23 protein-coding genes and 2 pseudogenes are annotated in these 24,986 nt (G+C 56.8%); 15 read left to right on the top strand and 10 right to left on the bottom strand.

All coding sequences use genetic code 11. The annotated features are described in order from the left end of the window. Window positions 1-105: 105 nt before the first annotated feature. Window positions 106-1,446 carry an MFS transporter gene (locus J2W17_RS12370; protein ID WP_307333985.1) on the top strand — a complete coding sequence of 447 codons (1,341 nt, stop codon included), beginning with the start codon at window positions 106-108 and terminating at the stop codon, window positions 1,444-1,446. Between the two features lie 209 nt (window positions 1,447-1,655). Here J2W17_RS12370 and J2W17_RS12365 read toward each other — a convergent pair whose 3' ends face one another. Continuing rightward, window positions 1,656-1,922, bottom strand: coding sequence for a hypothetical protein (locus tag J2W17_RS12365; protein WP_307333984.1), 267 nt, complete (start codon window positions 1,920-1,922; stop codon window positions 1,656-1,658). A 278-nt stretch (window positions 1,923-2,200) separates the two neighbouring features. Further along, window positions 2,201-3,175, bottom strand: coding sequence for an MBL fold metallo-hydrolase (locus tag J2W17_RS12360; RefSeq protein ID WP_307333982.1), 975 nt, complete (start codon window positions 3,173-3,175; stop codon window positions 2,201-2,203). Window positions 3,176-3,234: 59 nt separating this feature from the next. Between J2W17_RS12360 and J2W17_RS12355 the strand changes: the two genes are divergently transcribed. Further along, window positions 3,235-3,585 (top strand): general stress protein, encoded by a 351-nt coding sequence (locus tag J2W17_RS12355; protein WP_307333981.1) that lies wholly within the window; start codon window positions 3,235-3,237, stop codon window positions 3,583-3,585. Between the two features lie 227 nt (window positions 3,586-3,812). Here J2W17_RS12355 and J2W17_RS12350 read toward each other — a convergent pair. Beyond that, window positions 3,813-4,214: pseudogene (locus J2W17_RS12350) on the bottom strand (aldolase/citrate lyase family protein); the annotation flags it as partial. 116 nt (window positions 4,215-4,330) lie between these two features. On the opposite strand from J2W17_RS12350, the pseudogene J2W17_RS12345 reads away from it, so the two are divergent. Next, window positions 4,331-5,029, top strand: a pseudogene (locus tag J2W17_RS12345) (LysR substrate-binding domain-containing protein); the annotation flags it as partial. On the opposite strand, the gene J2W17_RS12340 reads toward J2W17_RS12345, so the two are convergent. Then, window positions 5,026-5,304, bottom strand: coding sequence for a hypothetical protein (locus J2W17_RS12340; protein WP_307333979.1), 279 nt, complete (start codon window positions 5,302-5,304; stop codon window positions 5,026-5,028). The pseudogene J2W17_RS12345 and the gene J2W17_RS12340 overlap by 4 nt on opposite strands. Before the next feature lie 265 nt (window positions 5,305-5,569). Here J2W17_RS12340 and J2W17_RS12335 point away from each other — a divergent pair, with 265 nt between their 5' ends. Next, complete coding sequence (locus tag J2W17_RS12335; protein WP_307333977.1) at window positions 5,570-5,764, top strand: hypothetical protein; 195 nt, start codon at window positions 5,570-5,572, stop codon at window positions 5,762-5,764. Window positions 5,765-5,788: 24 nt separating this feature from the next. Here J2W17_RS12335 and J2W17_RS12330 read toward each other — a convergent pair whose 3' ends face one another. After that, window positions 5,789-5,926 carry a hypothetical protein gene (locus J2W17_RS12330; RefSeq protein ID WP_307333975.1) on the bottom strand — a complete coding sequence of 46 codons (138 nt, stop codon included), beginning with the start codon at window positions 5,924-5,926 and terminating at the stop codon, window positions 5,789-5,791. A 287-nt stretch (window positions 5,927-6,213) separates the two neighbouring features. Here J2W17_RS12330 and J2W17_RS12325 point away from each other — a divergent pair, with 287 nt between their 5' ends. From J2W17_RS12325 to J2W17_RS12315, 3 genes are all read left to right on the top strand, one after another. After that, a complete protein-coding gene (locus J2W17_RS12325) occupies window positions 6,214-6,456 on the top strand; it encodes a hypothetical protein (RefSeq protein WP_307333973.1) in 243 nt (80 codons plus the stop codon). Between the two features lie 145 nt (window positions 6,457-6,601). Then, window positions 6,602-7,417 (top strand): alpha/beta fold hydrolase, encoded by an 816-nt coding sequence (locus J2W17_RS12320; RefSeq protein WP_307333970.1) that lies wholly within the window; start codon window positions 6,602-6,604, stop codon window positions 7,415-7,417. After that, window positions 7,407-8,579, top strand: coding sequence for a PAS domain-containing sensor histidine kinase (locus J2W17_RS12315; protein WP_307333968.1), 1,173 nt, complete (start codon window positions 7,407-7,409; stop codon window positions 8,577-8,579). The genes J2W17_RS12320 and J2W17_RS12315 overlap by 11 nt, the downstream gene beginning before the upstream one ends. Window positions 8,580-8,683: 104 nt before the next feature. Here J2W17_RS12315 and phaZ read toward each other — a convergent pair whose 3' ends face one another. Then, complete coding sequence (gene phaZ / locus J2W17_RS12310) at window positions 8,684-9,490, bottom strand: poly(3-hydroxyalkanoate) depolymerase (RefSeq protein ID WP_307333966.1); 807 nt, start codon at window positions 9,488-9,490, stop codon at window positions 8,684-8,686. A 176-nt stretch (window positions 9,491-9,666) separates the two neighbouring features. Then, window positions 9,667-10,797 carry a UDP-glucose 4-epimerase GalE gene (gene galE / locus J2W17_RS12305; RefSeq protein ID WP_307333964.1) on the bottom strand — a complete coding sequence of 377 codons (1,131 nt, stop codon included), beginning with the start codon at window positions 10,795-10,797 and terminating at the stop codon, window positions 9,667-9,669. A gap of 280 nt (window positions 10,798-11,077) precedes the next feature. Between galE and J2W17_RS12300 the strand changes: the two genes are divergently transcribed. From J2W17_RS12300 to J2W17_RS12290, 3 genes are read left to right on the top strand one after another with little or no spacing between them, the layout of a single operon-like run. Next, window positions 11,078-12,253, top strand: coding sequence for a glycosyltransferase family 1 protein (locus J2W17_RS12300; protein ID WP_307333962.1), 1,176 nt, complete (start codon window positions 11,078-11,080; stop codon window positions 12,251-12,253). After that, the gene (gene glf, locus J2W17_RS12295; RefSeq protein ID WP_307333960.1) at window positions 12,241-13,485 is read left to right on the top strand and encodes a UDP-galactopyranose mutase; all 1,245 of its coding nucleotides are present in this window, start codon (window positions 12,241-12,243) and stop codon (window positions 13,483-13,485) included. The genes J2W17_RS12300 and glf overlap by 13 nt, the downstream gene beginning before the upstream one ends. Then, window positions 13,482-14,630, top strand: coding sequence for a beta-glucosidase (locus J2W17_RS12290; protein WP_307333958.1), 1,149 nt, complete (start codon window positions 13,482-13,484; stop codon window positions 14,628-14,630). The genes glf and J2W17_RS12290 overlap by 4 nt, the downstream gene beginning before the upstream one ends. Window positions 14,631-15,007: 377 nt before the next feature. Here the strand turns inward: J2W17_RS12290 and J2W17_RS12285 are convergent, their stop codons facing one another. Then, window positions 15,008-16,063: an AraC family transcriptional regulator gene (locus J2W17_RS12285; RefSeq protein WP_307333956.1), complete on the bottom strand. Its 1,056-nt coding sequence runs from the start codon at window positions 16,061-16,063 to the stop codon at window positions 15,008-15,010. A gap of 162 nt (window positions 16,064-16,225) precedes the next feature. On the opposite strand from J2W17_RS12285, the gene J2W17_RS12280 reads away from it, so the two are divergent. Further along, window positions 16,226-16,663, top strand: coding sequence for a hypothetical protein (locus J2W17_RS12280; protein WP_307333954.1), 438 nt, complete (start codon window positions 16,226-16,228; stop codon window positions 16,661-16,663). Here J2W17_RS12280 and J2W17_RS12275 read toward each other — a convergent pair. After that, window positions 16,629-17,444, bottom strand: a complete 816-nt coding sequence (locus J2W17_RS12275) for a DUF1206 domain-containing protein (RefSeq protein WP_307333952.1) — start codon at window positions 17,442-17,444, stop codon at window positions 16,629-16,631. The two genes, J2W17_RS12280 and J2W17_RS12275, sit on opposite strands and share 35 nt — an antisense overlap. A gap of 206 nt (window positions 17,445-17,650) precedes the next feature. Between J2W17_RS12275 and J2W17_RS12270 the strand changes: the two genes are divergently transcribed. From J2W17_RS12270 to J2W17_RS12260, 3 genes are all read left to right on the top strand, one after another. Then, complete coding sequence (locus tag J2W17_RS12270) at window positions 17,651-18,064, top strand: response regulator (protein WP_307333950.1); 414 nt, start codon at window positions 17,651-17,653, stop codon at window positions 18,062-18,064. 15 nt (window positions 18,065-18,079) lie between these two features. Beyond that, window positions 18,080-18,571 (top strand): HDOD domain-containing protein, encoded by a 492-nt coding sequence (locus J2W17_RS12265; RefSeq protein WP_307333948.1) that lies wholly within the window; start codon window positions 18,080-18,082, stop codon window positions 18,569-18,571. Between the two features lie 105 nt (window positions 18,572-18,676). Continuing rightward, the gene (locus tag J2W17_RS12260; RefSeq protein WP_373459980.1) at window positions 18,677-22,621 is read left to right on the top strand and encodes a CHASE domain-containing protein; all 3,945 of its coding nucleotides are present in this window, start codon (window positions 18,677-18,679) and stop codon (window positions 22,619-22,621) included. Window positions 22,622-22,734: 113 nt separating this feature from the next. Here the strand turns inward: J2W17_RS12260 and J2W17_RS12255 are convergent, their stop codons facing one another. Further along, window positions 22,735-24,426 (bottom strand): NAD-dependent malic enzyme, encoded by a 1,692-nt coding sequence (locus tag J2W17_RS12255; RefSeq protein WP_307333944.1) that lies wholly within the window; start codon window positions 24,424-24,426, stop codon window positions 22,735-22,737. A 94-nt stretch (window positions 24,427-24,520) separates the two neighbouring features. Here J2W17_RS12255 and J2W17_RS12250 point away from each other — a divergent pair, with 94 nt between their 5' ends. Continuing rightward, complete coding sequence (locus tag J2W17_RS12250; RefSeq protein ID WP_307333941.1) at window positions 24,521-24,985, top strand: anti-virulence regulator CigR family protein; 465 nt, start codon at window positions 24,521-24,523, stop codon at window positions 24,983-24,985. Window position 24,986: the final 1 nt, after the last annotated feature.

Below are 24,986 nucleotides of genomic sequence, written 5' to 3'. Positions count from 1 at the left end.
GAAACCTGTCCTCTCCATTAAAAACAGTCAGCTCAGCTTTTTTTGCTCACGGCGGCCAGCGTTGCCGGGACTTCTCTACAGCTGTAGCTGCAAGAGGTTTGCGCGATGACAATAACAAGAACCATCGGAACACCTGATACCCCCCGCGACTCGGCGACGCTGAACAAGTTGATGTTCGTCAAGCTGATGCCGTTGCTGATTGCGGCCTATGTGCTGAGCTTTCTTGATCGGACCAACATCGCGTTGGCCAAGCATCAACTGGATATCGACCTGGGCATTTCCGCTGCCGCCTACGGGTTGGGCGCCGGGTTGTTCTTTCTCACCTACGCACTGTCGGAAGTGCCCAGTAACCTGATCATGCACAAGGTCGGCGCGCGGTTCTGGATTGCGCGGATCATGGTCACCTGGGGGCTGATCTCTGCGGCGATGGCGTTTGTCCAGGGCGAAACGTCGTTCTACGTGTTGCGCCTGCTGCTGGGCATTGCCGAAGCGGGTCTGTTCCCTGGCGTCATGCTGTACCTGACGTACTGGTTCGGCCGCGAACAACGGGCCCGGGCCACCGGTTATTTTCTGTTGGGCGTGTGTTTTGCCAATATCATCGGCGGGCCGCTGGGGGCCGCGCTCATGCAACTGGACGGAGTGTGGGGCTGGCGCGGCTGGCAGTGGATGTTCATGCTCGAGGGCCTGCCTGCCGTATTCTTCGCCATGGTGGTCTGGAAAAAATTGCCGGACCGTCCAAGCAAGGCGCCTTGGCTGAGCGCCGCCGAAGCCGAGCAGATCGAGCGCCGGCTGGCAGCTGAAGCGCAGGAGGGCGCAGGCGCAGGCGGTCACTCGTTCAAGCAATGCCTGACCCCGCAGATTCTGTTGGCGATCCTGGTCTACTTCTGCCACCAGATCACGATCTACACGGTGATTTTTTTCCTGCCCGGCATCATCGGCAAATACGGCGAGCTGAGTACGTTGCAGATCGGCTTGCTGACCTCCCTGCCTTGGCTGGCAGCGGCGGCGGGCGCCATCGCACTGCCCCGATTTGCCACCACTCCGGCGCGTGCCCGGCACATGCTGGTAGCGGGTTTGTTGACCATGGCCGCAGGCCTGGGAATCGCCTCGATGGCGGGACCGGTGATCAGTCTGCTGGGGTTCTGCCTATCGGCGGTGATGTTCTTCGTCGTGCAGTCGATCATCTTTCTCTACCCCGCTTCGCGACTCAAGGGCGCAGCTCTCGCGGGAGGGTTGGGATTCGTCAACTCGTGCGGCCTGCTGGGCGGTTTTGTCGGCCCCTCCGTGATGGGGGTGATCGAGCAAAGTACCGGCAACGCCATGAACGGCATGAAAATCGTGGCGATTATCCTGGTGCTCGCGGCGCTTGCAGCCTTGCGTTTGCGTCAGGGGCATGAGCAAAAGGTGGGTAAACAACGGCTGCAAGGTCGGCGACAGCCTGTATGAGTGGCACCAGAGGGCTGACGAAGTATTCGAACGTGCCTCGCATGCGTAACGCCAGACGCTAAAAAGCCCGCATGAGCGGGCTTTCTATTGGGGTCAAATCCTTTTGTAAGCTCAATCTGCGCCTTGGATTGTGAATGCTTTGTGAAAAGGGTGTCGAAAAAATGGAAAAGCCCGACATCAGGCCGGGTTTTCTCTAAAAGTGACCACTATCACTCTGGCATTGTCCAGGATTGCAGCGTGTAGCCCTCCTGGTTCAACTTGGCGCGCACCTCTTCCAACAGGCTTCCCAGTTGCGCCGGGTCGGAATAGGCACTGCTTGGAATCTGTTTGCGACAAATACGCGTGCTGGCCCGGTCGATGATGGTCAGGCTCAGTTCGCCATTACCGTCTTGCGGAGCCCAGGCGATATATTGAAAAGGTTCGAATGCGTGACCCGCAATCAAAAGTGCTTCGTTGATGCGGAGCGGGGTGCTCATGGGGTCGTCTCTCCTTGTACCCAGACAAATTTTGCCGTCGGATGGGTGCTGATTTCTAATTGTTTTTTTTGCGCTGCAGGAAAGGAGATTGTTCGGTATCGACGGTCCGCGCGGAAGTGTTTGAAGGTGACGTTTCCTTGTCCATCGGTGCCACGCCGACGAAAAGGCGAAAAGGGCGAAGGGGCGAAAAGGACAATGGCGAAAAAGACGAAAAGGTGACAGATCTATTTTTCCGCAAAGGTGACAACCACAGACCGCCGCACCCTTCCTGGACCTGCCTATTGCGTCATGCGTTCCATGACCACTTGCAGCCGACCATCACGGTCGAGATGGTATCGCTCCAGATCCCGCGCCAGGACCAGTTGCCCGGTGAAACTGGCCGCTGCTTCCTCACGGATATCGCCAATGAACGGGCTTTGCCCGGGGTTGGATTGATAGCGTGCACTGAAGTGAGTAAGCACCAGGTTTGGTATACCTGCCGACTCGGCAAAACGCGCCACGGCGGCGGCACTGCTGTGGCCGTAACTCTCGCGGGTGCGATCGATCAATGTCTGGCAGAAGGTGGCCTCGTGCACAAGCACGTCCGCACCTGGAGCCACCTTGGCCAGCAGTTCGGGGGTGTCGTTATCGCCACAGATGATGAAGCGTTGACCGGGTCGCGCCGGGCGTAAATAGTCCTGTGCACGCAGTAGGCGTCCGGCATGCTCGACCTCACGTCCATGCGCCAGTTCGCCCCAGATCGGGCCGCGAGGAATGCCTTCGGCTTCCAGGCGTTGCACATCCAGTCGCGGGTCAGGGCTGGATTCGGCAAAGATGTAGCCATGACTGGGAACACGATGAGACAGGGCAACGGTGTCGACCTGGACATGGCCGTTTGGCCAGCCATTCAAGGTTTCGCTCGCATGCAAACGCAACTCGAAGGGCAGGCACGACCTGCTGACGCTCAGGCTGAGGCGCAGCCAGTCATGCAGCGCAACCGGCAACACGATATCGAGCGGTTCCAGACGCCCTGACATGCCGGCAGTGGCGAGCAGGCCAGGTAAGCCGAAGCAATGATCACCGTGTACATGGGTTATGAAGCACCCGCGAAGGTTTTTTACCGTCAAGGGTGTGCGTAGCAGTTGATGCTGGGTGGCTTCGCCACAATCCACCAGGTACCAGCCCTTGCCTGAGGACTCGATGAGCGCGGTGCCACTCACATTTCGATGTCGGGTAGGGGCTCCTGCTGAAGTACCAAGAAATATGAGATCCATGGCCGATCCTTCCTTCAGGCAGTTGATCTGATAAACAGCCAGAAGCGCTGAAAAAAATCATGATTCCTACCTCTGGCATGCCTTTCGACACCAGCGAGGGGATTATGGCTCTACGCAACTTTCGGTCATGTGACTTCTTCGCGGCTGCAGGCGGCGGGGCCAGCTCCGTTGGTCGTGTCAACGGGACGAAAACTCAGGGTGTCGATCCAATGAAGGTACCAATTTTTTGTATCAGGAGATTGGCCATGACCAAACGACAAGAAAACCATCACGGCTTTGCCGATGACCCGCAAAAAGTCAAAGAGGCGGGCCGCAAAGGCGAGCAAAAGGCCAATGTGGCCATCGATAAGGCAGAGAAAGCCCGCATCGGTGGACAGCACAGTCATGGAGGTACACGCGGAGAAAAATGATATCGGCTCTACCTGCTGACAGGCTTCAGTCAGCAGGTCGCTGGCTTCAAAGAGTTGCTCAACCTTGCAGATACACCGCATGGGTATGGGTGTATTCATACAGCCCGTGCTTGCCATCCGCGCCGCCGATGCCTGACTTGCGCACACCGGCGTGGAACCCCTGCATCGCTTCGAAATCGGCGATCTTGCGCTCGACGTAGACCCGCTCGGCGCAATTGCACACCGGGCACCGCGTCCCAACGCGTGGCGCGGGTCAGGCCGCCGCCGACGCCCCGTATACCATGGGGCGGGTAACGCATGGCGCGCACCAGAGCGGCGGCTTGTCCGGCGGTTTCGACCATCGGGATCATCAGCGTCTGCGCGCCGATGTCCAGCAGCTGCTTGATCAGGTTGGCGTCGCCGGTCACCGCCCGCACCACTGGCGCGGTGGAGTAGGGCGCCACCGCCTGCAATTGCGCGAGCACGCCGGGCACGGTGTTCGGCGCATGTTCGCCGTCGATCAGCATCCAGTCGTAACCGGTGGTGGCGACGATCTCGGCGGCGTAGCCGGTGGCGAATCCGGCCCAGATTCCATACTGGGTTGCGCGGTTGTTCAGCGCGGCTTTGAAAGCGTTGTGCGGCATGTTCATGACGGGGTCCTTTTTCAGCGGTTGTACGGCCGATGCAGTTGGCATTGCGGGTTCAGGGTCACGCCGAAGCCTGGCTGGTCGAGTGCCGACAGGCGCATGCGGCCGTTCACCGGCACCGGTTCGCCGAGTCAGCGATCAGTGGCCTCGATCGCTGCGCCGAAGACCTGATCGCGAGGCAGCAGGGCGGTTTCGGTTACCTGTCCATCGGCACCATCATGGGCGCCGCGCCGGACCTGGTGATGGACTCGATTGCTGAAATCAAGGCGCTCAATCCGCAGTTGCGGATTCGCATCATGGGCGACACCAGCGACCAGGTGATCCAGTTGCTGGAGCAGGGCCGCATCGATCTGGCCATCGCCCGGCGCAATGCCGCCACCGACAACGAACATTACGATTTCGAGCAACTGGGCAACGAACGCCTGCTGGTGGTGGTGCACGCCGGTCATCCCCTGGCCCGCCGCAAAAAACTGCAACTGTCGGAACTGGTCAGCGGCTGGCCGTGGATCCGGCAACCGGAAACCAGCCCTGCGCGAATAGGTCTGGACCAGGCGCTGCAGCGCCTGGCCCTGCCGTTGCCGGCGGACATCATCGAATGCAGCTCGGTGTATTCGATGCAGCAATTGATTCAACTGACCGACGCGATCATGGTGCTCTCGGAAACCGCGTTGCGCGACTACCTGAAAATGGGCCTGGTGGTGGCGCTCCCGGTAGAACTCGACGTGCAACTGGCGCCGTTCGGATTACTGCTACGCAAGGGCGAGCACATCAGTCGGGAGTTGGGTCTGTTCATCGATCTGCTGCGCAAGCGGCGTTAACTCGTCGTACACCGCGACCCGCCCCTGCGACGGTTGGACTGTTCCTCGAGCTCGATGGCGAAATCCGTGGCCTCCTGGTAGTTATGGAAGATCCAGGTTTTGCCTGTGTGCCGCTCGATGACATGGAAGAGGCCGAGCTTCTTGGTCACCACCTGGAAGCGAGCGCCGCGGCGCGCCTTCAACCGATTGCGCCGGAACAGATCCATGGAGGCTTCATTGGAGTGGACGAGCAGGGCGCCGAGCTCATCGATGTGCTGCTGAAAGGATGGATGCATGTCTGATCCTCGAAATGGGGAAACATGTATTCGCAAGCACTTGTATTGCCAGTTGCTTGCCTGTGCAGGCAGAGGTGTGTTCCGAACCAAAGGCGACGAATCTATTCAGGCGAGCACAAACGAACCTGCTTGAAATAGATAAGTTCATTTTTGGTCACCGGGTTTCATGTTCACATACCGTTCGTCCAAAGTTGCGCACTTGCAGTGACTCGCAGCTTCTAATGTCAAAGCAGGTACATCGCGCATATCAGAACGGAGAGCCGGCATGGACATTGATGAAAATGCTCCAGGAAACATATCTCAGCAGGGTGTAACGAGCGGTACGGATAACGAAACAGGCCACGATCCCCGACGCAACCCCGAGGTGCCGCTGCCACCGGACGACGAAGCACCTGTCGAGGAAGAGATGGCCGATGTGGATGCCAACAACTCAGTGTCGAGTGAGCATCCCGCCCCTTGAGCCTGAGCACTGCAATTTGCAGTATCAGTGCCCCTTGACTTTCTTGATGCGCAGCACAATGAGCGCAAGGATGCCGATCGCCAGGGGCGTCATCGCCAGCATGGCTTCCCGTGGGGCCACGTCGACACCGAGCAGGTGCAACCCGCAATAGCCCAGCTGCACCTCGGGCAGCGAGGTATTCAGGCCATGTGGGTCGACTGCTGGTGGTAGTGGGACTGGAGGGGGAACTCACCAGTCACTTGCAGGAATCGATACTTTTTCATGCTGTAACCAACGGTCACGGCGCTGAGCCACGGGTTCGGCCTGTGCGCTGTGCCAAATGCGCAAGACGCTTGATGGCCAGCCACATTCTGAACAAATATGGAATGACGAGCGCAATCCGATTTACGGACTAGCATCCCCTATAACCAGGTTCTATTCGGCGCAGGCTTGGAAAGGTGTACCGCCTAATGAGTAATCAAGACGATTTCCGATTCCAATCCCATTACCTTCTGCTCGAGCTCGACGCCGCCACCAATCATCTGATGATGCTTGTATCAGCGCGGCAGGTGAAAGGTTACCCTTGGGATGAAGCTGCCAAGCGCCAAAAGCTGGCGTATGAAGCATGGGCGGCTTTTCTTCTGCAAGAAACCGATTCGATGCCATTCCTCACCGAACAAGCCACGGGTTCCTACGGTTCATTGGGAGGGTGAGGCACCGCTACCCGTCGATGACCACTCTGTTGCCCGATGTGACGATCACAGGCCTGTCTTCTTTAGCGCGTGACCGGTCCCGCCTGACTATCTAAAATGCCGCAGACGTCAAAAATGACTTTGGTTTTCGATTGGGACAACGCGAATGGACCTTCAGCAACGCAACAATATAAAAGTGATGGGTGCAGGTCCTTCGACACTGATCTTTTCCCACGGCTTCGGCTGTGACCAGACCATGTGGCGTTATCTGGTCGACCACTTCATCCCTCACTTCAAGGTTGTACTGTATGACCTGGTCGGTGCAGGCCAGTCAAACCTGAACGCGTACGACCAGGAAAAATATAATTCGCTGGCTGGATACGCCCAGGATCTAGGTGACATTATCGATCAGTTTGCCACCGGCCCGGTGATTCTGGTTGGCCACTCCGTCAGCGCCATGATCGGCGTACTGGCGGACCGCCAGTCCCCCGGAAGAATATCCGCTCACGTGATGATTGGTCCTTCGCCCTGCTACATCGATTCCGACGACTACGTGGGCGGATTCAAACTCGAAGACATCCACTCCCTGCTCGACACCCTCGACAGCAACTACCTCGGCTGGTCCAGCACCATGGCACCTGTGATCATGGGTGCGCCCGGACAACCGGCGCTGGGCGAAGATCTGACCAACAGTTTCTGCCGTACCGAACCCGAGATCGCCAAGCAATTTGCGCGGGTGACGTTCACGTCGGACAACCGCGAAGACGTCGCGGGCCTGACCACGCCGACCTTGATCCTGCAATCCACCGACGATCTCATCGCACCCGTCGCCGTGGGTGAATACCTGCACGCCGCACTTCCCAACAGCACGCTCTGCCTGGTGGCCAACGTCGGTCATTGCCCGCACATGAGCGTACCGAGCGCCTGTTCCGAAGCCATGGACGGCTTCCTGTCGCCGTGGGTGGGCGCTGATGTCGACTGATGAACCGCCACTGCCCGACCCGCAGACGCTATTTGACGGTGCGCCTTGCGGCCTGGTGGTGACGAAAGAGGACGGCACGATCTTGCGCGCCAACCTGACTTTCAGCCGTTGGATCGGCTTCGATCCCCACGTTTTGATCGGCCAGCGTTTCCAGGACCTGCTGACCATGGGCGGACGCATCTTTCATCAAACCCACTGGGCGCCGTTGATGCGTTTGCAAGGCTCTGTGGCCGAGGTGAAACTCGATCTGGTTCACCAGGACAAACATCGCGTCACCATGTTGCTCAACGGTGTAAGACGCGAGCACGCCAATGGCGCGATTTATGAGCTGGCGTTATTTGGCACAGCGGACCGCGACAAGTACGAGCGTGAGCTGCTTAGAGCGCGAAAAATCGCCGAAGAGCTTTTGCGGGAGAAAACCGCCGCCGAAACTGCGCTCCAGCAAGCCCAAAGCGAACTGAACAAGGCCTACGAAAAAGCCAGACGTCGTGCCTCGTTCGCCGAACAAATGGTCGCCATCGTCAGCCACGATCTGAAAACCCCGCTGACTGCGATCAAAATGGCCTCTGACATCCTCGCCCGAGGCGAACACACCACGAAGGACGTCAAAATGCTCGGCCACATCAGCCAGTCGGCAGGCCGCGCCGAACGGATGATTGCCGACCTGCTGGACTTCACCCTGGCCAGAGTCGGGCGAGGGATTGCAATCACGCCTGCTTCGGTTGACCTGCACGCATTCGTCGGTCTGAGCGTCGATGAACTGCGCATTGCGTTTCCCGACGCCACATTGCTGCATCAGTGCATCGGATCGGGTAGCGCTTATCTTGATCCGGATCGGACGCAGCAGATGATTGGCAATCTGGTGGCCAACAGCGTGGCTTATGGTGATTTGAAACAGCCGATCATGATCACTTCACGACTCGAAGAGGATCAAGCCATTGTGTCGGTGCATAACCAGGGTGCGGTTATCCCGCAGGCGCTGATGGCCACTTTGTTCGAGCCTATGACCCGTGGTACGACAACCGATAGCGACGGACGTAGCGTAGGACTTGGATTGTTTATCGTCAGAGAAATCGCCAGGTCGCATGGCGGGGATGTTTCGGTCAGCTCAAGCGCCGAGGAAGGTACGACGTTCCATGTACACTATCCGAAACAAATCTGACGCTTGGATTCGTGGGCAGAATTTCAGAATATATGAATTTGGAAGCATCCATGCTCATCGTTTCTACTGCTCGCACGTTTTCATTCCCTGATGCCTGACAGAAGTCAAAGTAAAAACTCATTGAGAACAGGGGCTACGTTGGGTAAGTCCGTAAGGAAAAATAAATGTCCGTCATCAAACACATGCAGCTCGGCATTATCAATCTGATCATATAACCGCTTCATATTAAACAATGGAATGATTGGATCATCATTGCCTGCCAACACCAGCGTGGGCTGGACGATCTGGTTCAGCCAGAAAGCGCTGGACCAGCATGCAATGGCCAGCATCTGATAGCTGTAGCCAGTATTAACTTCGTAAGGAGATCTACCAGCAAACATCTGCCTGGCATGCAAAGATGCAAGTTTCTTGTCGTACCGGAACTTGCCCCCGTAGAGGACAGGCGCAATGCTGGCGGCGTAGTCAGGGTCGGTATAACGGCGCGGGCTGGCCATCAATCCCAACACTTTATAATCTGGCAGGACAGACATCAGTCCACAGGATGTGGCTGCGAGTATAAGCTTCTTACACCGTTGTGGATGATCAAAAGCAAATTGTTGTGCTAAAAATCCACCCCAGGAAAGACCAATAACGTTGACTTGCTCATGTCCTAAGTAGTCAAGGATTTTCGTTACGGTTTTGGCAAGGCTGGAAAAAGTGTAGGTATAGCTTGGCATCGATGAGCCACCTACGCCGGGAACATCAAATGCGATGACTTCCAGATCAGGGTGCATGGCATTGACAATGGGTAGTGCCAGCTCAAGGCCAGACCCGATTCCATTGAATATTATAAGGGGAGTTGTACTGGGTAGCCCTGGCCTTACACCTATGCGGATTGTCTGGCCATTGATGTGTATCTTTTTAATTTCCATTTCCAAACTCCTTACTTAGATAATTTTAGTAGCAGTTTATGACCTAAGTTAAAGACCCTGGTGGCTCAGCGCCGGTTCAAACATTTTTACGCCCCTATTGGTTTTTAAGTGCTCAGCGCAGGGACGCCCAATTGTTACCCTTTGATGATGCATGGAAATTTATTTTCGGATCGCTTTTATGTGATGGTTTTGTTTGCGTCCCTCGTCGTATTTGGTCTGAACAACGCATCGGCTGATCTGACCAGTCGTATCATGGTGACATCCTCAGGTTCGCTGGTGTTGGGGTAGAGATTATCCACTTCATACCCGTGGGGATTCTGGCATTGCCAACGCCAAGCATCTCTGAGCATCTCATCAAGATTTCGGGTTGCGCACCAACTCAACTCTCGCGCGGCCTTGCCCGGATCAGCCCAACATTGAGCTATGTCACCATTACGGCGAGGAGTGGTCTTCAATGGGATGTTCATTCCACTGACACGCTCGAATGCATTTACCATCTCCAGCACGGAGTAACCGCGACCAGTCCCCAGATTCCAGGTATGCACGCCCGAGTTGCGCTGCAGGTAGTCCAGTGCCTTGAGATGCCCTCCCGCGAGATCCATCACATGTATGTAATCGCGAACACCTGTGCCGTCGGGCGTAGGGTAATCGTCACCAAAGATACTCAATTCCTTCTGTTGCCCTGTCGCCACCTGCAACAAATAAGGCAGCAGATTATTCGGCGCCGTGGTAGGCGCTTCACCCAACAATCCCGACGGATGCGCGCCGATAGGATTGAAATAGCGTAACAAGCCGACCGACCAGCGTGGATCTGATCGGGCGATGCTTCCCATGACATTCTCCGCCATCAGCTTGGAATGGCCGTATGGATTGGTGGGCTGACCGAGGACGCAAGACTCATCGATTGGCATCTGCACACATTCGCCATAAACGGTGGCGGAAGAGCTGAATAACAAGGTGTGGACGCCGGCATCGGCCATCGCTTGGCATAAGTTCACGCTACCGCTGACGTTTGTCTCAAAGTATCGCAATGGCTCGCGCACGCTTTCGCCAACGGCTTTCAGCCCGGCGCAGTGAACGACAGCGTCTATCGGGTAATCAGTGAAAATACGCTCCAGGAGCGGCCGATTGCGTACGTCTCCTTCGATGAAGCTTGGACGAGCACCTGCCAGAACGGTAATCCGTTCAACGGTTATTCGCGAGCTGTTGCAGAGATTGTCCAGTATTAGAACGTCATTGCCATCGCTCAGCAGTTCGACGCAAATATGCGCCCCGATATATCCCACGCCCCCCGTCACCAAGATCATGATCCGCCCTCATCCTCAGCCGGGCAAAATTGCGCCGCTTCCTTTTATGGGGTCACATTCGTCGAGTAGTTCAGGGAATTGACCCGACCGGTATATGCACTTCATCGGCTTTGGACCAAACGTCTTTGAACGGTCTCGATCCATTGCTCCTCCAACCTTTCAGAAGCGCGCAGAACGTGGCATCGGATCACTGGGTCGCTCTTCGAACGCATGAATTGGCGTCGAAGCCAGGCTGTCCCTGTGCTCGATTTCGTCCCGGTGATCACCAAAGGGAACTCACATGAACCTGGCAGAGCAACCTGACCCACAGTTGACCCCCACCTCTCTGAACGCTGATATACAAACCGCTCAATCCGTTCGTCCTACGCTCTTGTGCCTGTCGCATTTGCGCTGGGGTTTCGTTTATCAGAGACCTCAGCACGTCATGTCCCGCCTGGCCAAAGACTACGATGTGCTGTTTTTCGAGGAGCCATTGCGCGGCGGCTGCGATGACCCTTGGCTTGAGCAAACCCGGCCTGCCGAAGGTGTGACAGTACTGGTGCCTCATCTTCCGGAAGGCCTTGATTTCATGCAGTCCGTCGACGCACAGCGACATTTGCTGGATACATATCTGGCGATGCATGAGCCCTCGCAATTGTTGCTCTGGTATTTCACCCCCATGAGCCTGGACTTCACCGCGCACCTTGAAGGACAAGTCACCATTTTTGATTGCATGGATGAATTGTCCGCGTTCAAGGGAGCGCCAAAGGAATTGGTGGAGAAGGAGCAACAATTGATGCGCCGGGCTGACGTGGTCTTTACGGGGGGCTACAGCCTCTGGGAGACAAAGAGCAAGCTTCACGCCAACGCACACGCGGTTCCCAGCAGCGTCGACCTCAACCATTTTGCTGCTGCGCGGCAACCACTGCTGCAGCCTTTGGATCAGGCTGCGATTGCCCACCCACGCCTCGGCTTTTTCGGCGTCATCGACGAGCGCTTTGATATTGCGTTGGTCAGCGAGCTGGCGCGACGGCGGCCCGAATGGCAAATCGTCCTGATCGGCCCCGTAGTCAAAATCGATCCGGCGGCTCTGCCACGCCATCCCAACATCCACTACCTGGGCGGCAAGGATTACTCACAATTGCCTGCTTATCTTGCAGGCTGGGACGTCGCGTTGATGCCTTTCGCCCTCAATGAATCGACCCGTTATATCAGTCCGACCAAGACTCCCGAATACCTGGCTGGCGGGTGCCCCGTGGTCTCATCGCCCATTGTCGATGTCATCAGGGTGTACGGCGATGCAAGGGTGGTGGAGATTGCGGCATCGGTCGATGAGTTCATTGCCGCCATCGAGGGCATTCTCGATGGCGATCATGACGCTGCTGCTTTTACACAGCGTGTTGATGCGGTGCTGGAGGGGATGTCATGGGACAAGACCTGTGCCGTGATGAAGGAGCAGATCGAATGCCTCAGATAACCCTCGGGACTGCCACTGGCGGCTCCTCTCAAGATGGCGACAGCGCTGCACCTTTCTACGACTACTTGATCGTCGGCGCCGGGTTTGCCGGCAGCGTGTTAGCCGAACGACTGAGCGCAGGGCTAGGCAAGCGCGTGCTGCTGATCGACCGTCGCGAGCATATTGGCGGCAATGCGTATGATCATACGGATGAAGCGGGCGTGTGGGTTCATCGCTATGGCCCGCATATCTTTCACACCAATGCCGAGCGCATTGTTCAATACCTGTCGCGATTCACTGAGTGGCGTCCGTATGAGCATCGGGTATTGGCGCAAGTTGATGAGCATCGCGTCCCCATTCCTATCAACCTGACCACGCTGAACACGTTGTACGGATTGAACATGACGGAGCCGCAAGCCGCTGACTTTCTGGCCAGCCGTGCCCAGCCGGTGAGTCATATTAGAACGTCGCAAGACGTTGTCGTCAGCCAGGTGGGTCGTGAACTCTACGAAAAGTTTTTCCGCGGCTACACGAGAAAACAATGGGGACTGGATCCGTCGGAACTGGATAAGTCCGTCACTTCTCGCGTGCCGACCCGAACCAACAGTGACGATCGCTATTTTAGCGATACCTTTCAGATGATGCCGCGCGATGGCTATACACGAATGTTCGAGCGCATGCTTGATCACCCTCTCATTGATATTCTGTTAGGCACCGATTTCACCGCGGTACGTCATCGTGTGCGTTATGGTCACCTGGTTTACAGCGGGCCGATTGATGAGTATTTCGATTATTGCTTTGGCAAGCTGCCCTATCGGTCTTTGCGATTTCAGCACGAGACCCTCAACCAGCTGCAATTTCAAGCTGTGGCGGTGGTCAATTACCCCGACGAAGCAGTGCCGTACACGCGCATCACCGAATACAAACATCTCACCGGACAGACTCATCCACTGACCAGTATCAGCTATGAGTTTCCCTGTGCGGATGGCGACCCCTATTACCCGGTGCCTCGTCCTGAAAATGCCGAGTTATACAAACGCTACCGGATGCTGGCTGAAGGCACGTCGCATGTCACATTTCTGGGTCGACTGGGAACGTACAAGTATTACAACATGGATCAGGTCGTAGGCCAGGCATTGGCCCTTTATCAACGTATTGCCGAGGCTGCAAGCGAGACACCTGTGCCGGGCTGTGAGGTCGAGCCAAACACTGGCAGCAGGGTGGAAACTTCAGGCCCGGTCTCGGCGCCATGAAAAGGCAGCGCGCCTTCGACAGTTTTTTGCTGGCCGGTTTTGAATGTTCATCGCACCGACGCAATGATGGCCGGCGCCTCGACCTGTTAAACACCACGGGCCATGCGCGCTGGGCGACCAATGATTATCAGCAACTTTTGGCAATGGGCATCCGTAGTAGCAGAGATGGTCTACGTTGGCATTTGATCGAGACCCGCCCGGGTCATTACGACTGGAGTAGTTTTCTTCCCATGCTGCGCGCTGCGCAGGCGTGCGGCATGCAAGTGATCTGGGATCTTTGCCATTACGGTTATCCTGACGATCTTGATATCTGGCGGCCGGAGTTCGTCGAGCGCTTCGCAAAGTTTTGCGCAGCCGTTGCCAGGTTGATGCGCGAGGAGGGAATCGAAAATCCTGTTTATTCACCCCTCAATGAAATCTCTTTCTGGAGCTGGGCGGGTGGAGCGGTCGGGTATTTCAATCCTTCAGCCCATGGGCGCGGTCTCGAACTCAAGCATCAACTGGTGAGGGCCAGCATTGCGGCGATCGAGGCCATCCGCGAGCAGGTACCGTCAGCACGGTTCGTTCAGGGCGAACCATTGATTAACGTCATCGCAGGTTCTCACCGGGTTGACCAGGTCAACGCCGCCGAAAATTACCGGCTGTCTCAGTTCGACGCATGGGATCTGTTGACCGGCAGACAGTGGCCGGGGCTGGGCGGGCAAGAATCCTATCTGGACATCGTCGGCGTGAATTTTTACCCACATAACCAGTGGATCCTCAACGGCCCCAAAGTTCTCAGAGACGACCGTGAGTATCGACCGCTGGCGGGCATGCTCAGCGAAGTCTATCAACGTTACGGGCGGCCGATGCTCCTGTCGGAAACGGGTGCTGAAGGTGATGAACGCGTCCCTTGGCTGACTTATGTCAGCGAGCAAGTCGAGCGTGCGATACACCGTGGCGTGCCGATCGAGGGTATTTGCTGGTACCCGGTCCTCGACTATCCGGGTTGGGATGATGACCGGTATTGCCCAGCGGGACTGTTCGGCTTCGCCGACGGCGAAGGCCAGCGTGCCCCGTGCCATCCTTTGCATCAGGCAATGCAACTGCTGACGCAGCGTTTTAGTGAATGTACTGGCGTCGAAAAGCCAATGGGTACTGATTGAAAGCCGACGCCTATGCCTTGGCACGAGCTATTCATCGGATCCGCAAAAACCTTCCTTGCCGTAGTTGTCCATAGCCGCTAATAGTTAGTAGTAGTCGGAGTGGTTCGACGGTGAATTCCAAGAGGACGTGATGATGGCCTTGAGATTCGGTGTTGTTCCTGCATTACCCACGGACTCGGACTCCGTGCGCAGCGGAACGCGATCTTATTGTAAAAACGCGACTGTAGGTTTTAACCTCTACGACAGCGAGAAAAAGCTGCGGCTGCCGACCACCTATGAGACCCGGGCAGAAGCCGAGTATGAGTGCCAGCGGCGCAACTTGGAGCGGCTTCAAATCGTCCATTCGGAACGGGACGCGCAGCTCGGTCGATAGAGGCTCAACGGCCTGGAAGGATCCTGGTTTCCCTGGCCTCGAGCGATTGTTGACAGGCTCGATACTGACCGGGCGTCATGCCGAACCAGCGCAGGCAGGCCTTGTAGAAACTGCTGTGGTCGTGGAAGCCGAGCAGGTAAGTCACGTTCTGGATATTGAAATGGGAATGGCGCAGATAGAAGTCGGCCAGCTGCTGACGCGTATGGTTCAGGATATTCGTGAACTGCGTGCCTGCCTTCTCCAGTGCCCGTTGCAATGTTCGCTTGCTGATGCTCAGCGCGGCCGCAATCGATTCCATATTACATTGGCCCTGTCGTTGCGCCTGGCTCAGGCGTTCGGTGATCAGCGCACGGATCCTGCACACCATGGTGGAGTCATTCAGCAGGTCAAGCTGACCGTTGGCATAGCTTTCATGGAGCTTGGCCAATGCCTCGTTGGCCATTCTCGACGGACGCAGTAGCTGCTCGCCGTCGAACAGGATGCTGTCATAGGCTGCCCCGAACCGCAGCTCGCAGCCAAACAGCTGTTGATGCTCATGGGTGTCTTCCGGTTGGGGATAGCTGAATTCCACACTCAGCGGGCTCAACGATTGGCTACCACTCAGCCAGCGATAGACACCTAGCAGGGCTGCGAGGCTGGCATCGCTGTACTGGCGGGGTTTGACCGAACCGCGTTGATGGTGATCGAACGTGGCCAGGCGGTAATCCTGTTGTTCCTGGACAACGAACAGGGTGAAACCTGTGCCGATCAACGGGCTGAAGTGAGCCAGTCGTTCGAATGCACTTTTCAGGTTCGAACTGGACATCATGGTATAGCCGACGATCTGGAACATGCCGGGATGGAAGTGCGCGGCCGATTTCAGACCGATGTCGGGATCGCCGCCAGCCTGAGCAGCCAATTCCAGCAGGCGGTAGATAGTGCTTCGTTCGCAGTATGATCCCGGTATGGCTGCGAGCTTCGTATCGAGCCCGGACTCCCGGCACAGGCGGTCGACATCCAACCCTTGCGCCGAAAGCATTCTCATCAGTACGCAGGCATAACCTGCACTCATTTTATACATGACGATTCATCTCCCTGTTGAATCAGCCATCCATGGACACTCAAGGCGCCAACGAGGAGTTGATGGCTGAGATTCATGAGCTCTGTGCCTCGGCAGCTTCGCTCATTTGCAAGAGCGCAGGGTCAGGGCCTCATGACTTTCTATCCTCAATCGTAGTTGAAAATGCGCTACCGGCAGGCTGTTCAAGCACCATTGAATGTCAAAACATTTCTATCTGTGCTGCCGGGCTTCACACGCGGCGCTGAGCAATCTAGTCCGGGTATGTTCGTGCTTTTGCACAAGGGAGAGATACTCATCGACGTCTTCCTGCGTCCGATGTTCCTGCCCCAGGAGCGACTCGCTCAAAGAGTTGAATCGCATGGATTCCTCGAGCGTCAGGCCAGCAAAGACTTCGTTGCCCTGATGGTCTTCACTGAGGGCTCGTATTTTCCTGAGGTACGTGCGCTGCATGTCCGTGAGCACAAGCATTTGGATCTCCTGTCAATTGCCACTGCGGAGCTGTGCCGCAATGCGCAGAGTTGTTTACCCACGGTGTTCCAGGGCAGTGCTCGCAGTAGTCGCAAGGCTAAGCGTTCGGTACGCCAGGCACATCCATGTTGATCTTGCGCCAGGCTGCTTCGGAAAAGCTATATACCGAAAAGGCGATCATCCCCAAGGCCATCACCATCAAAATCAAACCGCCCGCCGGCAAGTTCTGGAGCGCATCGAGGGCCTCCTTCATGCCCGGCGGATCCATGGCCTGGTATTTCGAGCCACTGATCATCAGCAGCACGGCGATCTCGATAAAGACGACACCACGGGCTATCAGACCGAATTGAGACACCGGTCGGACGTACCGCATAACGTCTTCGTCAGCTTCGAAATATTTCTCGAACGTCGCCTTCCAGCCCTTGATAAGGTGGGCAATGCCTACGCCGAGGGGTACGAGTGCGATGAGGTACACCAGCAAATTGGAGTGTTCCCAGGACAAGATATGGGCCAGTAGATCCTTGGTTTGCCCACCTCCGGAATTGCCCGAGCTCCGGATGCCGCTGAAGAGCAGGCCCAAGGCAAAAAATGCCAGGGCGCCGTTGACTACCCCACCCGCCAGCAACCCTGCACGGATTACCATCCCCTTCATTTCGTTACCGTGATGATCAACGTCGCGTATTGCCTGCAGCACTCGCCAAGCGGCGAAGGCCAACAGGCCAGCGACCACCAACCCGACCAGAACATAACCGAATGGCTGGCTAAGCAACGCTTCCAGGCTCCTGTGACTGTCCTTTGGTCTGGTCGAGTCGAGAGCCGCCAGCAGCGCGAAAATACCGATGATCAGATAAAGAACGCCTCGAGCGGCGTACCCACCCCGTGCGAGTACGACGAGGTTCTGTTGCGTGGACATGGGGTCTGATTCCAGAGAGGTCATAAAGGAACAGACCTATCTGGTCGGGAGGGGTTCGATTTTCACGCATTAGCCGCTTCACGGGTTTCGATAGCCCTTCCTCATCAAGATGGCTCGGGTTCGCAGCCTCAATCAAAAAATAACGCCTACACTGAAAAATCTATCTGCCTGGCATGGAAATGAGCCGAGACGAAGGAACCCGGCGCATGAAAAAAACCCAATGGGAAAAACTCTCACCCCTGACAGGATGGGTAATCGTGGTGGAAGACGACCCAACGTTGCGCATGTTAATCGGAGAGGTTTTGACCGAACTGGGTCTGCGTTCTTTGGAATTCTCAACTGCCGATGAGGCTATGAGGTACATGTCGGGAACGCATGGCGGTTGTCCGTTGGTGATCGTGGATCACGGCCTGCCCGGTCAGATACAAGGCGTAGAATTTATTGAGATGATGAAGCTTAAAAGGCCCTCGACCGCGGCAATTCTCACATCCGGTTATGACCTGAATCTGTCGATGGTACCCGCTGGGACGATTTACCTTCATAAGCCGTGGTCTATACATGATCTGGAGCTGGCCGTAACAGCCCAATTTAAACCTGGCAGATCTTTCGCAGAACGATGATTCGCCATTAAACGATTGGGAAGGCTTACCAGTGTCAATCTGGCGTTGAGCCAGGCCCTGCGACAAGCCAATACCCAAACCCATGGGCTGCTGATGACCCGAATGCAGTCCGAGTTGGATATTTCCGAGCGACTGGCTGAACAGGTTGTTGCCCTGGCTCGGCGATGCAAGCTCGATCCGGCGCCACTGCAGAGTGCTGCATTGCTGCACCGGATAGGCGAGTTTTGTGTGCTATACCAAATCCAGAAGTGGGAGGGCCAGGGACACAGCCTGGACGAAGAAGCGCTCTGCCAGGCCCTGCATGATTTCGCAGCGCCTTTTGCCATCAGCTTGAAAGCCTGCTGGGGACTCCCTTTGGCTCTGCGTGAGTTAATAGGCGCGATCTACGTGTTACCTCCCATGCAGGTACGCCGTGAACAAGTGGTTATGCGACTTGCGGCGGCCATTAACAATGGTGAGCCTGGAGCAGACCTTGAAAGACTGTATCGATTGTCGGGCCTGGCCTGAGCGCACTCGGGAACGCAGACCAGGCTCGCCGTAGGAAAGCAGGTCGAGGACTTTTGTCATTGAATCAAGGGATTCGCGAGGGCCAATGGAGTGCGTGACAAGACAATTCGGGTAAGAAAGCATCAGTTTTTTGCGTTGAACCGGGAAGTAGCGATCACTCTGGCGGTGGGGCTGGGGGCTAGCTTTCTGGGGTGGTGGATCCTTGGACGGATCAACGAACAGCATGCTCAGGAAGCGATCGTAAGGGCGACCGAGGAGGCCGCGGAACTGGTTTTGACGCGCCTCAATCTTTATCAATACGGATTGCGAGGCGCTCGTGGAACGGTGCTCACAGCGGGTGAGCATGGCATCAGCCGCGAAGTTTTTTACCAATATCACAAAAACCGCGACCTTGCTTCTGAGTTCCCCGGCGCGAGCTCCCTGGGCTTTATCAGACGTGTACCGCAGCGCGAGGAAGGCGAGTTCCTCAAGTACGCTCGGGCGGATGGCAAAGCCGATTTCTCCATTCGTCAACTCTCACCCCATTCAGGCGAGCGTTACATTGTCCAGTATGTCGAACCGGTTGAGGGTAACCAGGCGGCAATCGGCTTGGACATAGCTTCGGAAACAGCGCGGCGAGAGGCTGCCCAATCCTCGATACAGAGCGGTGCGGCACGGTTAACCGGGCCCATCACTCTGATACAGAACACAGCGAAACCGCAGCAGTCTTTCCTGGTGTTGATGCCCATCTTTCGCGGTGGAGAAATTCCGGCGACCGTTGTTGAACGAGAGACAGCAGCGTTTGGCTGGATCTATGTCGTGTTGCAGACAGAGCAGATACTCAGAGGCCTGCGTATAGAAAACGAGACGGTGCATCTGCGGTTGAGAGATATCACTGTCCCTGGGCAAGAGAAGCTGTTTTATGAAAGCACCACCGACTCGGCCAGCCGTGAAACGCTGATGACCTATCAGGTGGAGCGCGAGGTATATGGGAGGCGATGGCAAATCGAACTCGGCGCGCTTCCGTTGTTCGTCCAGCGCCTGCATCAGGTTTCACCAACAGTCGTCCTGTTGATGGGTGGTTTGCTCACGCTTCTATTGGCTACTCTGGCGGGTGTCGTGAGTGTCAGCCGTCAACGCCGGCGGCAACTCAACTCCAGCCTGGAGGAGCAGGTTGCGCAACGAACTTCCGAGTTGCGGCATCTCAATCTGTTGTTGGGTGCTGTGTTGCGCTCGGCCACCGAGGTCTCGATCATTGCGACAGATCTCAATGGTGTGATCCGGGTGTTCAACAAAGGCGCCGAACGCTTGTTGGGGTATGACGCCGAAGAGTTACTGGGTAAAAACACCCCAACGCTGATCCATGTACCAGAGGAAGTCGATGATCGTGGCGTTGAGCTGACCAAGGAATACGCTCAGGCCATCGATGGTTTCCGTGTATTGACCTATAAACCTGAGTTTGAAGGCGCAGAAACCCGGGAGTGGACCTACATACGCAAGGACGGCTCACGATTACCCGTCACGTTGGTAGTCACAGCCATGCGCGACGACGAAGGGAAGTTGAGCGGTTACCTGGGCATCGCGGTAGACATCACCGAACGTAAAGCGGCAGAAAAGGAACTGGCTGCGAGTTTGGAGACAACGCAGAAGCAACGAAGCGAACTGATGGCGGTGCACGAGCAGTTATTGATGGCCGCTGAAGTAGCCGAGCTGGGCGTCTGGTCCTGGACATTGGCGGACAATTCATTGCAGTGGAATGACCGTATGTTCGAGTTCTACGGTCAGCCATTGTCGTTGCGCAATAACGGTCTGAGTTATCAGCACTGGTACTCTCGTGTTCATCCTGAGGACGCGGTGGCTGCGGCTGAAAATCTGGATGCAGCGGTCAAGGGGCTTGCGGTATACAACCCCATATTTCGCGTCGTGCTCCCCGATGGCCAGACCCGCTTCATCCAGGCTGGCGCGCAGATCGAACGCAGTTCGAGCGGAGCGGCTTTGCGTGTGACGGGTATCAATCGGGACATCACCTCCCAGCGCAAGCTGGAGTCGCATCTGTTGTACGCCAAGGAACAGGCCGATACCGCGAATGCGGCCAAGTCTGCCTTCCTGGCCAACATGAGCCACGAAATTCGCACACCGATGAACGCCGTGCTGGGTATGTTGCAGTTGGTGCAGAACACTGACCTGAACGGTCGCCAGCTCGATTATGTGAGCAAAGCGCAGACCGCAGCGAAATCACTGCTGGGTTTGCTCAATGACATACTCGACTACTCCAAGATTGAAGCTGGCAAATTGCAACTCGATGTGCACCCATTCGAATTCGAACTGCTCATGCGTGACCTCGCGGTTGTGCTGACCGGCAACCAGGGGCAGAAAGAGGTCGAGGTATTGTTTGACCTGGACTCTAATCTGCCCAACGACCTGATAGGCGATAGCCTGCGGCTGCAACAGGTGCTGATCAACCTGGCGGGCAATGCTCTCAAATTCACCATGGAAGGCCAGATCGTGGTCAGCGTCGAGCAACTGCTGCGCACGGAGACCACTGTGAGCTTGCGTATCGCCGTTTCTGATACCGGCATCGGCATCAGCCCCGAGCAACTTCAACGCATATTTGAAGGGTTTACTCAGGCCGAGGCTTCAACCAGCCGCCGCTTTGGTGGCACCGGTCTGGGCCTGGTGATCTGCAAGCGGCTGGTCAGCTTGATGGGCGGTGAGCTTCAGGTGGAAAGCCGGCAGGGCGTCGGAAGCCGCTTCTGGTTCGATATCACCCTGGAGGTTGCGCCAACGTCCCTGCTGAGATCTGCCTGTCCTGCAGTCGATGTGTCCATACGGATACTGGTAGTCGACGACAACGCCATGGCGGGCGAATTGCTGGTGCGAACCGTCCATGCATTGGGATGGAAGGCCGACCACGTGGGTGGTGGCACGCAAGCAGTTGAACGGGTGAAGAACGCCCAGGCGCGAGGCGAGACCTACGACGTGGTGCTGATGGACTGGCGGATGTCCGATATGGATGGGCTGAGTGCTGCGCAATTGATCCATCAGCAGGGCAACGGCGTGCCACCGCCAATGATCATTATGATCACTGCTTACGGCCGCGAAGTGCTGGCCGATGTCCACCAGACGGGAGACGCGCCCTTCGTGGGGTTTCTCACCAAGCCTGTCACCCCCAGGCAAGTAGCCGACACTGTTCAGCGAGCACTCAACGGCAAAGGCCTTCCACCGTCACTCCCGTCCAGCCCGACCGTTGGCAGGCCGCAGCGTCTGGCCGGGTTGCGGCTGTTGGTGGTGGAAGACAACATGCTCAATCGGCAGGTTGCCGATGAGTTACTGACGGGGGAAGGCGCTCAGGTGACGCTGGCTGAAGGAGGGCTGGAAGGGGTGAGCAGGGTGGTGACTGAGAAAGTGCCCTTCGACGTCGTATTGATGGATATCCAGATGCCGGATATCGATGGCTTGGAGGCGACCCGTCGCATTCGGTCGAATCCACGTTTTGCCGCGCTGCCAATTGTGGCGATGACCGCAAATGTCTCCAGCACCGATCTTGAGGTCTGTCTTGCTGCGGGGATGAATGAGCATGTCGGCAAGCCCATAGATCTGGAACAGCTCGTCGCAACGCTGCTCTTTCAGGCGGGTCGTGAGAATAGCCAGGTGTCTCTATCCTTGGCGCAAGCCAATACCGGAGACAGGCTCACCGAGCCTCGTGAATCGATCATAGAGCGCTTTGGCGGGGACATCGATTTGATCCGCAACGTGCTGCGTACCTTTGGCCCGGAACTGGAAAAGCAGCGTGTCAGCTTGCTCGATAAGATCCAGCGCCAAGATGCATCGGGGGCAGCTTTCGTGCTCCATACCATTAAAGGTAGCTGCGGCACCATGGGTGCCAAGGCGGTGTCGCTGCTGGCGGGCAAATTGGAGCACACACTGAAAAGCGCAGATGAAACGTCTGTAGCGAGCCTCCTTACTGACGCGACATGGTTTGATGAACTGAGCCGGTTACTGCAACAGAGTATTGAGCAGATGAATGTCGACTTTGGTCAGAGTGAGGGCCAAAGCGGGTGCAGTCGCTAGAATTTGCGCTGCGATGCCGATTGGTCGTGAACTGTTGAGATCTGCCTGATGGAACAATCGATGCAAACCTGTGGGAAGCAAGTGACCCTTGCTCCCCACAGCGCATTGCAGCCTCAGATCGAGGAGCGACGATAGTCCCGGTAACGGGCTTGCCAGAAGTTGCGTTCGATCGCCGCGTGCAGGCGTTCGTCACTGATCTGCAACGCCTTGCCTTCTTCCTGGGCCTGTTTGGCCACCGCGAAGGCGATCTTCTTGCTCACCTCCTGGATTTCGCTCAACGGCGGCAAAACCGCATCACCCTTGCCCGTCAGCAGTGGCGAACAGTCGGCCAAGGCGCGGGAAGCGGCCATGATCATGCCTTCGGTGACGCGGGTGGCCATGACCGCCAACACGCCCAGGCCGATCCCCGGGAAGATGTAGGAATTATTGCACTGGGCGATGTCAATCTTGCGCTCGCCGACGGTGACCGGGGGAAACGGGCTGCCGGTGGCCACCAGGGCCTGGCCGTTGGTCCAGGTCAGTATTTCCTGGGGAGTGGCTTCGATCTTCGAGGTCGGGTTGGACAACGGCATGACGATCGGCGTGGAACAGCCTGCATGCAGGGCACGAATGACTTCTTCGGTGAACAGGCCGCGCTGCGCCGAGACGCCTACCAGAATGCTTGTCCTGGCGTTGCTGACCACGTCCAGCAGGGTCAAATCGCCTTCGCTTGTGGCCCATGCCGGCAGGCTGCTGCGCTTTTGCGCCAGCTTGTGCTGAAACGGCAGGAGGTTGGCCATGTCATCCGTCAGCAGGCCCCAGCGGTCGATCATGAAGATGCGCTGGCGAGCCTCGGCGTCGCTCAGCCCTTCGAGCATCATCGCCGCGACGATCTGCTCGGCAATACCACAACCCGCGGAACCTGCGCCGACGAAGGTCACGACCTGATCGGACAGGCTTTCGCCCTTGGCCTTGCAGGCGGCGATCAAGGTCCCGACGGCGACGGCAGCGGTACCCTGGATATCATCGTTGAAGCAGCAGATTTGATCCTTGTACCGCTCCAGCAACGGGTTGGCGTTGGCCTGGGCGAAGTCTTCGAACTGCAGCAGCACGTTGGGCCAGCGACGCTTGATGGCCTGGATGAACAGTTCCACGAACTCGTCGTACTGCTCGCCACGGATGCGTTCATGGCGCCAGCCCATGTACATCGGGTCGTTCAGCAGGTCGGGGTTGTTGGTGCCGACGTCCAGCACCACCGGCAGGGTGTAGGCCGGGCTGATGCCGCCACACGCGGTGTACAGGGACAATTTACCTATCGGGATGCCCATGCCACCGATGCCCTGGTCGCCCAGGCCGAGGATGCGTTCACTGTCGGTGACCACGATGACCTTGACGTTGTCCTTGGTGGCGCTGTGCAGGATATCGTCGATGCGATGGAGGTCGGGGTAGGCGATGAACAGTCCCCGGTGGGTGCGGTAGATACTGGAAAATTCCTGGCAGGCCTGGCCGACGGTCGGGGTATAGATGATGGGCAGCATCTCTTCGAGGTGATCTTCCAGCAGCCGGAAAAACAGGGTCTCGTTGTTGTCTTGCACGCCGCGCAAAAACACGTGCCGGTCGATATCGCTGCTGCACAGCTGGTATTGCCGGTAAACCCGGGTGGCCTGCTCCTCGATGGTTTCCGTGGTCTGGGGTAACAGGCCAAGCAGGTTGAAGTCGATCCGCTCCTGCAGGTTGAAGGCGCTGCCCTTGTTCAGCAAGGGCATTTCCAGCAGCGTCGGGCCGGCGTAAGGGATATATAGGGGCCGTTTTGGTTTATCGCTCATTTCGAGTTCTCCAGGTTGTGCAGACCTTGAACCTAGCAGGCTAACGAGCGAGCATCTACATTTCAGGGGATACCCCCTTTCTGAGAGTATGGATATGTTCAGATCTCGCTCGTTGATTACAGCTATCACCTGTCTTGCACTGGTGTCCGCTTCAGTGCCCGCATTGGCCGATCCTGATAACGGGAAGGGGCAAGGGAATGGCAAGGGAAAGCCGCAAAACAGCCAGGACCATGGCAACCAGGGTGGACACGCCAATACGGGTAAACATTCAGGCGGCGGCGATCACGGCCCAGGCATCAATCGCTCGAACATCCTGGGTATTGTTGGCGAACACCGCGACTACTGGAATCCCGGGCCAGCCCTGCCACCCGGTATTCAAAAAAACCTGGCCCGAGGCAAGCCGCTTCCGCCGGGCATCGCGAAAAAACTCGATGGGCGGCTGGCAGGCAGGCTGCCTCACTATGATGGTTACGAATGGCAGCAGGCGGGCACTGACCTGATATTGGTCGCGCTGGCCACCGGGCTCATTTATGAAGTGCTCAATGGCGCTTTCGATTGAG

It is taken from the genome of Pseudomonas lini, assembly GCF_030812475.1.
Taxonomy (GTDB): domain Bacteria; phylum Pseudomonadota; class Gammaproteobacteria; order Pseudomonadales; family Pseudomonadaceae; genus Aquipseudomonas; species Aquipseudomonas lini_A.
Note: the sequence above shows the minus strand (reverse complement) of the source record. Positions and strands in the feature narration are given on the sequence as shown.